Here is a 12,208-nt window from a genome sequence, read left to right on the forward strand (position 1 = left end):
GTCCGTTCCCTCGCCGCTCACGGCCGCCCCCCGGCTGCCGCCGCACCGGCGTCGACCGCGACCGCCTCCGGGACGATGCCGACGACTCAAGGCCGCCGGATGCCGCCGCATCTTCGCTGACGAGAAGTCCGGGACGCTGTGCAACCACATCCCCGGGCCTCAGGGAGCTGCGGAACTCCCGTGTCCCGCGTCGGCTGGAAGGCGGCGAGTAGGGCGCCACTACTTTGCGGGTGGGTCAGAGACACGACTCCGGGGCCCAGTTGCGGTGAACAGCCGACCGGCCCCCGCCGCTCCGTGCGGTGGGGGCCGGAGGCGCGAAATCTGAACCTGACCTCCTATTCGGTGCGCAGGGCCGTGGCGGTTCGGGTCCTGGCGGCCCAGCCAGCGGGCAGGAGTGCGCCCAGAGTGGCGATGAGCAGGCCGCCGAGTGCAAGCAGGAGTAGTTCGGTGCCGTGGTAGACGGCGATGACGGAATCGGGCAGCCGCAGTCCCACGCTGTCGCCCATCGCGGGCAGAACCCAGCCGTGCAGGGCCACGCCCAGTGGCACACCCAGGGCTCCCGCGACCAGGCCGGTCACGACGACCGAGGTGAGGACCATCGCGACGGTCTGTCGCGGGGTCATGCCGAGCGCCTTGTGGACACCGATCTCCCGCACCCGCTCGCGGGTGTCGAGCAGCACGCCGTTGAGCACGCCGAGCGCGGCGACGGCGACGAGCATCAGCGTGAGCATCGCGGACAGCGCGTTGAGTGTGACGACCATGTCGCCGCCCGCGTCGAGCCCGCCGGCCTGAGCGGTGGCCCCCAGCGGTGCCAGGTCCTTGTTCAGCGCGGTGACGTAGGCGGAGACGTCGACGCCTGAGGTGACCGCGATGTGATGGCTCGTATCTGTCAGGTCGGGATGTGCGGCGGTGAGGGTCGAGGCGTCGGTGAAGACCTGCATGCCGGAATTGCGGGGGTCGAGGAGCTCGCCGACGACCCGGACCGTGACCGGCTCGGCCAGGCCGTTCAGGGTGATGCTGTCGCCGATGTGAATGCCGGTGGCGCTCAGGAAGGGGGTGGGGACCACGGCCTCGCCGGGCCTGTCGATCCAGCGGCCCGCGACCATCGTGTAGCCGCCCCACGAGGCGTCGCCTGTGAAGGCGACCACGTCGACGGCCCCGGTCAGGCCGGACACGGTCGAGCGCACCGTCGAGGCGCGGTAGTGCTTGCCGGTCCCGGCGGCGAACTCGATGGCCTCTGCGACCGCGGCGGGGTCGGCCTTGTGCTGCTTCTTGCCGCCAGGGGGCTGGGGTCCGAAGTCCGGCATGGGTGCGGGCACGGTGACGTCGGCGACGTCGTGGGCCTTGGCGTCCATCACCTTGCCGAGCGTGGCGCCCATCCCCACGGTGAACGTGACAGCGATGGCGCCGAACAGGATCGCCGTGCCCATGGCGAGCGCGCGGGCGGGCCGCGCGAAGGGCCGGGCCAGGCCGAGGGCCACCGGCCGCGGTAGCGGCAGCCGTCCGGCCGAGCGGGCCGCCCACCGGCCGCGCCCCGCCGAAGCGGTACGCCCGACGGCGAGCGCGTCGACCGTGCGCAGCCGCCCGGCGCGAAAGGCACTCGCCCACGCGATGGCCGTCACCAGGCCGAGCACCCCGGCGATCACCGCCAGGTCGACCCAGGGAGCGACGGCCAGGGACGAGGAGCCGTAGACCTCCTCGGTCTCGGCCATCACAGGGACGGCGAGCAGGTGGCCGGCGAGGACGCCGAGGGTCGTACCGACGCCGGACGGGATCAGTGCCTGGCCGATGTAGGCGCGCACGACCAGGGCCGGGGTGAAACCGACGGCCTTGAGGATCCCGATGCGGCGCGTTCCCGTGCCCACGGCCGACGCGACGACGTTGCCGACGATGAGCGCCGACATGACAAGGCCCAGGGCGCCGAAGGCGATGAGGAACGGAACGTAGACGGCGGTGCCGCGCTCGGCGTCGTTCTTGACGGTGAGCCAGGACTGTTTGCCGACGGCTGCCCCCGGCGCCAGGGACCGGGTCACGGCTTTGCCGCCCGCGGTGATCTGCGCGGCGGCGCCCGCGTTCGTGAAGCGGTAGAGCATCTGGTAGCCGCCGCTCCCGGGCGCGGTGAGCGCCGGCATCTGGGCCGGAACCACCCAGGCGTCGGCGGTACGCGTGACCGAGCGGGCGACGCCGACCACCGTGAGGGTCGGTTCGTCGGGCAGATGAGTGAAGGTGACCTTCCTGCCCAGGGTCGGGATGAGCGAGGCGTCGGCGGACAGCACGATCTCGCCGGAACGGGTGGGCCACCGCCCGTCGACCAGCGCCACCTCGTCCACGTCCCGTCCGGGATCGGAACGGCCAACCACGGTCATCGGCCAGCCGGGGCCCGCCTCGCTCGCCCGCGGGGTGACGGTCGCCGAACGGAACGGCCCGGCCGCACCGCTCACCCCCGCGGCGTCCTTGGACTTCGACAGTTGTCCGGCACTCACCTTGTCCGCGTCGAAATCGACGGACAGATGCGCGCCACGCTGCTGGGCGAAGGCGTCGTCGAAGGGGGCGCTGGAGACGACCAGCAGCGATCCGCCCAGGACGGAGGCGGCCACCGCCATCATCGTGGCGAGCCCGATCACCAGCGTCTGCATCCGGCGTCGTCCCACCCCCGAGCGCACCACTTTGCCGAGCGCGCTCAACGGACGGCCTCCGGGGCGACCGCCTGCGAAGGGACGTCCTCGACGATCCGGCCGTCGGCGATCTTGACCGTACGCCGCGTGCAGGACCGGGCGAGGGACAGGTCGTGGGTGACCACGACGATGGTCTGGCCGTCGGCGTTGAGGTCCGTGAGCAGTCCGCTGACGTCGTGTCCGGCGGCCGTGTCCAGGGCGCCGGTCGGCTCGTCGGCCAGCAGCAGTGGCGGCCGGTTCATCAGCGCCCGCGCCACCGCGACCCGCTGCCGCTCGCCGCCGGACAGCCGCCCCGGATACGCGCAGGCGTGCCGGTCGATGCCGAGGTTTTCCATGAGCTCCGCCGCCCGCCGGCGTGCCTCGGCACGTGCCATGCCCGCAAGGCGTGCCGGCAGAACGACGTTGTCGGCGACGGTCAGATCGTCGAGCAGGTTGAAGAACTGAAAGACCATGCCGATCTTCGAGCGCCGGTAGAGGGCGGAGCCGGACTCGCCGAGCTTGTCCACGCGCACCCCGTCCACGGTGACGGTCCCCGTGTCCGGCCGGTCCAGGCCGGCGATCAGATTGAGCAGCGTGGACTTGCCGCTGCCGGAAGGGCCGAGGATCGCGACGGCCTCGCCGTGCTGCACGGTCAGCGACGCCTCGTGCAGGGCGGGCGGGCCGTCGTCGTATCGGCGGCTCACACCGCGCAGTTCGATCACCGGCATGGTCATGAAAGGGCTCCTTGCGTACGGTCAGTGAGCTGTGGGCGCCGTGTGAACGCTAGGAGCGGGCCCGGCCCGTGCGCGTCGCCCGCCCGGACCCCTTGCGGTACCTCGCTGGGATGAGCACCGGAAATGTCATCCTTGCGATGTAGGCGGGCGATGTAGACGGTCCAGTGGGAACGACCTCCGAGTCGGACTCCACAGGCCCGGGCGGCAGCGAGAATGAGCCGGTGATGGACGTACGCACGATGCCGGTGTGGCTGCGGAAAGCCGCCCGCGAGGCGGTCCGCGATGCCAGGATCCCGAGCGGCCCACCGCTGCGGCCCACCCGGCGCGCCTGGCAGTTCGACGTGCTGGTGGCACTGGCACTCGGAATCGCCACCGTCCACTACGGCATCGACAACGTCGGCAACGTCGTGCTGCGGGAAGTCGCACCCGGTGTGGAGGTGGCCGTCCCGCGCCCGTCCGGCCCCGGAGGCCTGGCCTTGATGGTGACTCTCGCGGCCGTCGCCTCCGGTGCCCTGGCGCTGCGCCGCCGCCACCCGCTCGCCGTGCTGTGCGTAGTGACGGCCGCGACACTGGCGACACCGCACAGCGTGATGCGACTGACCTTCTACGCGTTCGTCATCGCCGTATACAGCGCCGCCGTCTACAGCCCGTACCGGACCGCCACCCTGGCTGCGCTGCCGGTGTCGGTCCTCCTCGTCGGCACCTCGGGGAACTCGGTGACACCGATCGTCCCCAACGAATACATCGCCCTGCTGATTCTGGTCCCGATGGCGGGGGCCGCCATCGGTCTGCGTACCTGGAAACTCCGTACCGACGAAGGCCGCACCCGGCTCTTCGCCCTGGAGCGCGAGCAGGCCGAGGTCCTGCGCCGGGCCGTCGAGCATGAGCGGGCCAGGATCGCCCGCGAACTGCACGACGTCGTCACGCACAACGTCAGCGTGATGGTCATCCAGGCGGGCGCGGCCCGCAAGATCATGAAAGCCTCCCCCGAGCAGGCCGGTGAGGCGCTGCTGGCCGTAGAGGCGGGCGGCCGCGCGGCCATGACCGAACTGCGCCACGTCATGGGCCTGCTCACCATGGACGACCGGGGCGAGGGCGCGGACACGGGGAATGAGTTGGCGCCGCAGCCAGGCCTTGACCAGTTGGAGACGCTCATCGGTCGGGTACGGGACACCGGACTGCGCGTCGATCTGACCGTGACAGGACCGCCCCGTCCCCTTCCCCCCGGCCTGGAACTCGCCGCCTACCGCGTGGTCCAGGAGGGCCTGACCAACACGGTGAAGCACGCGTCGGGCGCCACCGCCGCCGTCACCGTCGACTACGGCCCGCATCAACTCCGGGTGGAAGTCACCGACACCGGCGGACACCCGGGCTCGGGCACCGGAGGCGGCCGGGGCCTGATCGGCCTGCGCGAGCGTCTCGCCGTCTACGACGGAACCCTGAACACCGGCCGACGACTCACCGGCGGCTACCGTGTGGAAGCCCTGATCCCCTTGGAGACACCGTGACCGATCCGCTGCGTGTGCTCCTTGCCGACGACCAGACCCTGGTCCGCACCGGATTCCGGATGATCCTGGGCGCCGACGGCATCGATGTCGTCGCCGAGGCGACCAACGGCCTCGAAGCGGTCGAAGCGGTCAACCGCACCCGCCCCGACGTGGTTCTGATGGATGTCCGGATGCCCGCGATGGACGGTCTGGAGGCCACCCGCCGCATCCTCACCGGCACTGCCGGCGCACCGCGCGTGATCATCCTGACCACCTTCGACCTCGACCGGTACGTCTACGCTGCGCTGTCCGCCGGGGCCAGCGGCTTCCTCCTCAAGGACGTCACCCCTGAGCAGCTGACCGCGGCCGTCCGTACAGCCCGTACCGGCGACGCTCTCCTCGCGCCCGCCATCACCCGCCGACTCGTGCAACGGTTCACCCGGCGAGGCAGCGACGCCGCCGCCCTCCATCGCGACCTCGCCTCGCTCACCCCGCGTGAACTGGAGGTCCTCGGCCTGTTGGCCCGAGGACTGAGCAACGCCGAACTCGCCGCCCGCCTCCATCTCGCCGAGGCGACCGTCAAGACGCACGTCGCCCGCATCCTCGGCAAGCTCGGACTCCGCGACCGAGTGCAGGCCGTCATCGTCGCCTACGAAACAGGACTGGTCAGCGTCGGCGAACACGAGGCCGCCGAGCAGTCCACCGAGTAGACGTGGGCAGACCTCCCCGGGGGGCCCGCCGGCGTGACCCGCGGGGAGGGTGGGTGGCGTGTCCGATCAGTGGTTGCGGCCAGGGCGGCTGCTCGCCTCGTCGCCTTGATACCAGTCAGGTATCATGGCTGTATGGCGATGACACTCCGGCTTCCCGACGACCTTGACGCGGCGCTCACCGAGCGGGCTCGTCGGGAGGGGCGCAGCAAGCAGGAGCTTGCCATCGAGGCCATTCGCGACGCCCAGGACCGGGCGGAGCTGAAGGTCGACGACGTGCTGGCCGAGCTCATGGACAGCGACGCGGAGATCCTGGACTACCTGAAGTGACGACCGTGCGCCACCTCCAGATCGACGAGATCCTGGCGATCGCCCGCACGGTCAACGGCACCGAGCACAGCGTGCGTGACATGGGCCTTCTGGTGTCGGCGGTCGAGCGACCCCGGACGAACGTGTTCGGGACCGAGCTGTATCCCACGCTGCACGAGAAGGCTGCCGCGCTGCTGCATTCCGTCGCCCGCAATCATGCGCTGATCGACGGCAACAAGCGCACCGCCTGGCTCGCCATGCGTGTCTTCCTGCGGTTCAACGGCGTCAGCGCCGGTACCGTCCCGCCGCCCGTCGCGATCGCCGGCCCGTTCGTCGAGGAAGTCGCACAGGACGACATCGACGTACCGGCGATCGCGAAGCGCCTCTCGACCTGGTTCCCCCTCGCCTGACGGTCAGTGCACGCCTGCCGCGTCGAGCAGGGCGGTCACGGTGGGGGCGATGAGCCAGGCCCGTGTCTCGGCTCTGATGCCCGCACGGACGCTGGCCCCGTCGAACACCAGGGTCAGCTGCCGGGCGAGCAGGCGCCAGGAGTTCCTCCTTGCTCTCGAACAGCTTGTACATGGAGCGCTTGGACACCCCCGCCGCCTTGCACACCGTGTCGACGCCGACGCTGACGCCGTCCCGGTAGGTGAGCGTGGCCGTGGCCTCCAGCAGTCGCTCCCGGGAGCCCGGCATCGCCTCGGTGGTCATCTTTCGAGGTCAACTCGGTTCCGGCCCGTTGGAAACCGATCGGATTACGGCTGGGCCGACGCTCGTCGTCACGGTGTGTCCTGGCTCAGTGGGCGATCACGGGCTCGCCCTCCGACGGCGCCAGAGCGGCATTCGGCATCAGGAACGCCGTGAGCGCCGCACCGACCACGAAGATCCCGGCGCCCCACGCCAGGGTGGCCGTGTAGCTCTCGACCCCGGCCCGGGCCGCGGTCAGCGGGCCCGGCTTGTGCGAGGACAGGTAGTCGGTCGCGGCCGACGAGGCGACGGTGGTCAGCAGGGCCGTGCTGATCGAGCCGCCCACCTGCTGACTGGTGTTGATCAGCGCCGAGGCGACGCCCGCGTCCTCGTGATGTATCCCCGCGGTCGCGCCCTGGAACGCGGTGGTCATCACCCCGCCGATGCCGAGGCCCAGCAGGATCATGCCCGGCATGATGTCGGCGGCGTAGCCGCTGTCCAGCGTGAGCCGGGTCAACAGGGCCATGCCGGACGCGGAGACCAGGAAGCCTGTGCTGACCACGACCTTCGGGCCGACCCTGGGCAGCAGCAGCGAAGGCACTGTCGTCGACGCGGCGACGATGCCTCCGACCATCGGCAGGAAGGACAGGCCGGCCTCGATCGGCGAGTAGCCGATGCCGGCCTCCAGGTAGTAGGTCAGGAACAGGAAGATCGAGAACATCCCCATGCCCAGCACGAACACGGCCAGGAACGAACCGCCCCGGGTCCGGTCCAGCACGACGCGCAGCGGCAGCAGCGGATGCGCGACCCTGAGCTCCAGCCAGGCGAACACCGCGAGCAGCGCCACGCCGCTGATCATGGAGCCGAGGGCGACCGGGTCGGTCCAGCTGGTGGATTCCACGTGGGCGAACCCGTAGACGACGCCGAACAGCGCGGCGCTCACCACGACGGCGCCGGGAACGTCGATCCGGGGTCGCTCGGTGACCGCGGGCTTGGCCAGCAACAGCAGGGCGCCGGCCAGTGCGACGCCCGCGAAGACGACGTTGACGTACATCACCCAGCGCCACGACGCCCATTCGGTGAGCATGCCGCCGAGCAGGAGTCCGATCGCGGCGCCCGCACCGGACAGCGCACTGAAGATGCCGAAGGCCTTCGGCCTCTCGGACGGCTCGGTGAAGGTCACGCTGAGCAGGGAGAGCGCCGCGGGTGCGAGCAGCGCGGCGAAGACTCCCTGGGCCACGCGGGCCGCGACGAGCACGTCGAAGCCGGTGGCCGCGCCGCCGACGACGGAGGCGGCCGCGAAGCCGATCAGGCCGGTCACGAAGGTCGTACGCCGACCGAACAGGTCGCCGAGTCGGCCCCCGAGCAGCAGCAGGCTGCCGAACGCCAAGGCGTACCCCGTGATGACCCACTGCCGGCTGCCGTCGCTGAAACCGAGGTCGTGCTGCGCTTCGGGCAGCGCGATGTTCACGACGGTCGCGTCGAGCGTGACCATGAGCTGCGCCACGCCCAGCACGACGAGCACCCACCAGCGCACGGCGTGTGAGCCGCGGCGGCCCGACTCTGTCTTCCCGGAGGCGGGCGCCCCGCGGTCGAAGGTGGTACTCACTTTTCCCCTTAGTCGCCGCTCATGGGCGAAGTCGCTCGGCACGGGCCGACCAGCGGTCGGAAACCGATCTGTTTCCACCGAGGAAAACAGATCGGTTTCCTGCGCGCAAGTGAAGGCGTCGCCTCCGGTTCGGGGCGTCCATCGGCGCGGAGCGCCTCGGCGGGGTCGGGGCGTCGATGGGCTTGCGTGAGGAAACCGAGCGGTTTACCTTGGGTGGAAACCGATCGGTTTCTCGTTCTCGAGGAGAGCGCGTGACATGACCGTTTCGGTGCTCGCCGACCACCTGGCAGCGCTGCACCCCAGCCGGCGAACGAACCCCCTCGCACACCCCTTCGCGCACAAGGAGTCGGCAGAATGCCCAGCCATGAGATCCGCCCCACGATTCACATCCAGGGGGCCACCAGCCACACCATCGCCCCGCGCACGGGTCTCGCCGGACGTGAGGGAACGCTGCGCTACCTCAAGGCGGGCGCCGGCGCCCCCCTCGTCCTGCTGCACACGGTGCGCACCCAGGCCGAGCACTTCCGCCTCCTCGTCCCGCTGCTCGCGGACCGGTACACCGTGTACGCGCTCGACCTGCCGGGGATGGGCTACTCGGAGATCGTGCCCGGTGCGTCGTACGACGAGCCGGCCATGCGCGCGGGCGTCGAGCGACTGCTGACGGAACTCGACCTTCACGACGTGACGTTGGTCGGGGAGTCCATGGGGGCGGTGCTCGCACTCACCGCCGCGGCCGATCTCCCCGAGCGCGTCCGGCGGGTCGTCGCGGTGAACGCGTACGACTTCTCGGGTGGGATCGCCCGCTCGAGTCTCCTCGCCCGTCTGGTGGTCGGCGGGGTCCTCGCCCCCGGAGTCGGCCCGGTGATCGCGGGGGTGGAGCCCAGGCCCGCCCTGCGCAAGATCCTCCAGGGCGGCCTCGGCGACAAGAGCGCGCTGCGCGAGGACTACGTGGACGAGCTCCTCCAGGTGGGCGGCCGCCCCGGCTACCCTGCCGTCGCCCGGGCCGTGTACCAGGCCCTGCCCAGCCTCATCGCGGCCCGCTCGCGCTACCCCGAGATCAAGGCGCCCGTCCATCTCGTCTACGGCGAAAAGGACTGGTCCCGCCCCTCGGACCGGGAAGCCGACAGACGACTGCTTCCGGCCGCCGACTTCACGCAGGTCGCCGGCGCCGGCCACTTCATCGCCCTGGAACGCCCCGACGTACTGGCCGACCTGCTCAACACGGTGGCCTGACCCTCGCGACCGCCGGTCCGGGCTTCAGGAGGGCGACATCGCCCGTCCCTCCACGTTCGACGCGGCGACGGCGCTGACCGAGGAGAACCGGCGGTCCGGTTCGCGTGCCGGAGCGACAGGTTCCCCGACTCGGCGAATGCCGCCCACGTCGCCATCGGCGTGAAGCGCTGGATGATGCCGAAGGAGCCCGAGGGGGACGTCGAGGCGTTGAAGGACGCCTACGCGACCGTGGCTCACTCGTTCTCCTTGGCCATGGCCAAGGAGCTGCGCCGCGAGAAGAACGGCGGGCTCCCCGCGCGGCCCGGGCTCGATCCCGCGTAGCCGCAGGCGGGCCGTCGGGGCGCCTTCGGGTCGGGGCGGAGGGTGCATCGTCGGTGACGATATGCTTACATGCCCGTCCGGAAACCCCGCCTGCCGTCGTCGAGGGCGTCGGAGGAGGGGAGTGGTTGCCGGTCGGGCCGAGTGCGGCCAGGGGGAGGCGATGGGATGCGGCAGGCAGGTGTGCTCGACGTCGGGTGCCACAGCGCTCTGCTGACGGTGATGCGGCGGCGTCCGGGCACGGTGCTGGAGCCGGTGTACTCCCGCAAGGTCCGGCTGAGACTGCACGAGACCCTCGACCGCAAGGGGCGTCTGGACAAGATCGGCGTGCAGAGTGTCGAGCGGGCTGTGGCCGAGGCCGTCGCCGCCGACCCGGATCTGTCCGGACCGGACGTGTTCGCGTTCGCGACCTCCGTGATCCGGGACGCGCCCAACCGCGAGGAGATCATCGCGCGAGTGGCGCGCACCACCGGCACCCGGCTGCGCGTGCTGCCCGGCGAGGAAGAGGCGCGGCTGGCCTATGTGGCCGCCCGCCGGTGGGCCGGGCCGGCGACCGGGCAGCTGCTGGTCCTGGACGTCGGCGGCGGCACCGTGGAGATCGCCGCCGGTTCCGGCGACCAGCCCCGCGTCGTCCACTCGCTGCCGCTGGGCGCCCGCAGGATCACCCGGGACCGGCTCCCCGGCGGCACGGTGCCGCCCGGGCAGAGTGCGGCGGAGATCCTGCAGCACCTGCGCCGGTCCCTGGAAGCCGTCCCCGACCTGCCGCAGGCCGAGCCGGGAGGGCGGGTGCTGGCCTGCTCCAAGACCTTCGAACAGCTGGGCCGGCTCGCCGCCGCGCAGGGCAGGAGACAGCGCGCCCGAGGCCGGCTGACGCTGCCCCGGCTGCGCACGGCGGTCTCCCTGCTGGCCGACACGGCGCCGTCGCACCGCGCCGAGCTGCCGGGCATCTCCCGACACCGCGCCGAGCAGTCCCTGGCCGGAGCCCTGATCGCGCAGGCGCTCATGGAGGCCTGCGGGGCCAGGAGCGTCGAGGTCTGCCCCTGGTCCACCCGGGAAGGGCTGCTGCTCGAGCGCCTCGGCATGGTCCCCGCCCCGGCCGACCGCCCCCGCCTCGCCGGCTGAGCAGGCCGTACGACTCCTCCGGACCGTCGGACTGGCGGCCCTCTCACGTCTCGGAGCCGTCGTCCCGGTGACCTCGCCGGACTGTGCGCGGCCGGCGCGTCCGCCGGGGGCGCCCTGCCGGTTCAGGAGACTCGCTTTCAGGAGACCCGCTCGGCCTGCTCGTGCTCCCGTTCCGGGGCCCTCTGCAGGCGTGTGCCCTCGACGTCGAGGTCGGGCAGGACGCGGTCCAGCCAGGCGGGGAGCCACCACGCGTGCCGTCCGGCGAGGGCGAGGACTGCGGGGACGAGGGTCAGACGGACGGCGAAGGCGTCGATGGCCACGCCGACGGCGAGCGCGAAGGCGATGGGCTTGATCAGGGCGTCGTCGAGCGGGAAGAAGCCGGCGAAGACGGTGAACATGATCAGGGCGGCCGCGGTGACGACCCGGACGCTGTGCCGCGCGCCGTCGGTCACCGAGCGGCGGGCCTCGCCGCTGTGGACCCACTCCTCCCGCATCCCGGAGACGAGGAACACCTCGTAGTCCATGGCGAGTCCGAAGAGCACGCCGATCAGGATGATCGGCAGGAAGCTGACGACGGGACCGGTGTGCGCGAGGCCGAGGGCGTCCGCCAGCCAGCCCCACTGGAACAGGGCGACGACCGCGCCGAGCGAGGCGGCCACCGACAGCAGGAATCCGACGGCGGCCTTGAGCGGGACGACCAGCGAACGGAACACCATGGTCAGCAGGATCAGGCTCAGGCCGACGACGATCGCCATGAACGGCAGCAGGGACTCGCTGAGCCGGTCGGAGACGTCGATGTTGACGGCGGTGGCGCCGGTGACCGCGAGGGTCGCTCCGGTGGCGTCGTGGATGCCCGGGGCCGCGGCACGGATGTCGCGGACGAGGCGGGCGGTGCCCGCCGTGTCGGGACCGGTCTCGGGCACGACCTGGATGACGGTCTGCGCGGGATCGTGGGTGGGCTGCGGCGGCAGCACCGCCTTCACGCCCTCGAGGTCCCGCAGCCGACGTGCGGCCTCGGCGCCGGACTGGCGCCCGGACCGGTCATCGGTCTCGGTCAGCACCAGCAGCGGACCGTTGAAGCCGGGGCCGAACTTCTCGCCGACCGTGTCGTACGCCGTGCGTTCGGTGGAGGCGACCGGCGCCGAGCCGTTGTCCGGCAGCGCCAGGCGCAGGTCCGCCGCGGGGAGCGCGAGTGCGACGAGGACGCCGGCGGCCGCCAGGACGGTGAGCAGGGGCTTGGCTACGACGGTCCGCACCCAGCGGGCGCCCAGGGGCGCCGTGCCCGCGGATCCGTCGGGGTCGAGGGCCCGCCGGGCCTCCTTGCCGCCGGGCTTCGGGGTCAGCCGGG

General features: G+C 71.7%; 10 protein-coding genes and 2 pseudogenes. 7 read left to right on the plus strand and 5 right to left on the minus strand.

The genetic code is table 11. The features are described 5' to 3' along the window. Positions 1-335 precede the first annotated feature (335 nt). Together ABT300_RS35260 and ABT300_RS35265 are read right to left on the minus strand one after the other, a co-directional pair. Complete coding sequence (locus tag ABT300_RS35260; RefSeq protein ID WP_351684718.1) at positions 336-2,636, minus strand: ABC transporter permease; 2,301 nt, start codon at positions 2,634-2,636, stop codon at positions 336-338. A gap of 44 nt (positions 2,637-2,680) precedes the next feature. Next, the gene (locus ABT300_RS35265; RefSeq protein WP_351684691.1) at positions 2,681-3,388 is read right to left on the minus strand and encodes an ABC transporter ATP-binding protein; all 708 of its coding nucleotides are present in this window, start codon (positions 3,386-3,388) and stop codon (positions 2,681-2,683) included. A gap of 224 nt (positions 3,389-3,612) precedes the next feature. On the opposite strand from ABT300_RS35265, the gene ABT300_RS35270 reads away from it, so the two are divergent. The 4 genes from ABT300_RS35270 to ABT300_RS35285 all read left to right on the plus strand — a co-directional run bounded on the left by ABT300_RS35270 (position 3,613) and on the right by ABT300_RS35285 (position 6,301). Beyond that, on the plus strand, positions 3,613-4,896 hold the full coding sequence (locus ABT300_RS35270) for a sensor histidine kinase (RefSeq protein ID WP_351684694.1): 1,284 nt from the start codon (positions 3,613-3,615) through the stop codon (positions 4,894-4,896). Next, positions 4,893-5,585 (plus strand): response regulator, encoded by a 693-nt coding sequence (locus ABT300_RS35275; protein WP_351684697.1) that lies wholly within the window; start codon positions 4,893-4,895, stop codon positions 5,583-5,585. Before ABT300_RS35270 ends, ABT300_RS35275 begins: the two co-directional genes overlap by 4 nt. Before the next feature lie 132 nt (positions 5,586-5,717). Continuing rightward, positions 5,718-5,912 (plus strand): ribbon-helix-helix protein, CopG family, encoded by a 195-nt coding sequence (locus tag ABT300_RS35280; protein ID WP_351684700.1) that lies wholly within the window; start codon positions 5,718-5,720, stop codon positions 5,910-5,912. Beyond that, the gene (locus ABT300_RS35285) at positions 5,909-6,301 is read left to right on the plus strand and encodes a type II toxin-antitoxin system death-on-curing family toxin (RefSeq protein ID WP_351684703.1); all 393 of its coding nucleotides are present in this window, start codon (positions 5,909-5,911) and stop codon (positions 6,299-6,301) included. The genes ABT300_RS35280 and ABT300_RS35285 overlap by 4 nt, the downstream gene beginning before the upstream one ends. A gap of 3 nt (positions 6,302-6,304) precedes the next feature. Here the strand turns inward: ABT300_RS35285 and ABT300_RS35290 are convergent. Together ABT300_RS35290 and ABT300_RS35295 are read right to left on the minus strand one after the other, a co-directional pair. Then, positions 6,305-6,602 (minus strand): annotated as a pseudogene (locus tag ABT300_RS35290) (TetR/AcrR family transcriptional regulator). An 85-nt stretch (positions 6,603-6,687) separates the two neighbouring features. Next, positions 6,688-8,187 carry an MFS transporter gene (locus tag ABT300_RS35295; RefSeq protein ID WP_351684706.1) on the minus strand — a complete coding sequence of 500 codons (1,500 nt, stop codon included), beginning with the start codon at positions 8,185-8,187 and terminating at the stop codon, positions 6,688-6,690. Positions 8,188-8,541: 354 nt separating this feature from the next. Here ABT300_RS35295 and ABT300_RS35300 point away from each other — a divergent pair, with 354 nt between their 5' ends. The 3 genes and pseudogenes from ABT300_RS35300 (at position 8,542) to ABT300_RS35310 (ending at position 10,860) form a co-directional block, all read left to right on the plus strand. Then, complete coding sequence (locus ABT300_RS35300) at positions 8,542-9,420, plus strand: alpha/beta fold hydrolase (RefSeq protein ID WP_351684709.1); 879 nt, start codon at positions 8,542-8,544, stop codon at positions 9,418-9,420. A gap of 93 nt (positions 9,421-9,513) precedes the next feature. Further along, positions 9,514-9,741: pseudogene (locus tag ABT300_RS35305) on the plus strand (hypothetical protein); the annotation flags it as partial. A 165-nt stretch (positions 9,742-9,906) separates the two neighbouring features. After that, the gene (locus tag ABT300_RS35310; protein ID WP_351684712.1) at positions 9,907-10,860 is read left to right on the plus strand and encodes a Ppx/GppA phosphatase family protein; all 954 of its coding nucleotides are present in this window, start codon (positions 9,907-9,909) and stop codon (positions 10,858-10,860) included. A gap of 137 nt (positions 10,861-10,997) precedes the next feature. On the opposite strand, the gene ABT300_RS35315 is transcribed toward ABT300_RS35310, so the two are convergent. Then, a partial coding sequence (locus ABT300_RS35315; protein WP_351684715.1) for an MMPL family transporter occupies positions 10,998-12,208 on the minus strand: 1,211 nt, incomplete at its 5' end.

It is taken from the genome of Streptomyces sp. NPDC001027 (assembly GCF_040299045.1).
Classification (GTDB): Bacteria; Actinomycetota; Actinomycetes; order Streptomycetales; family Streptomycetaceae; genus Streptomyces.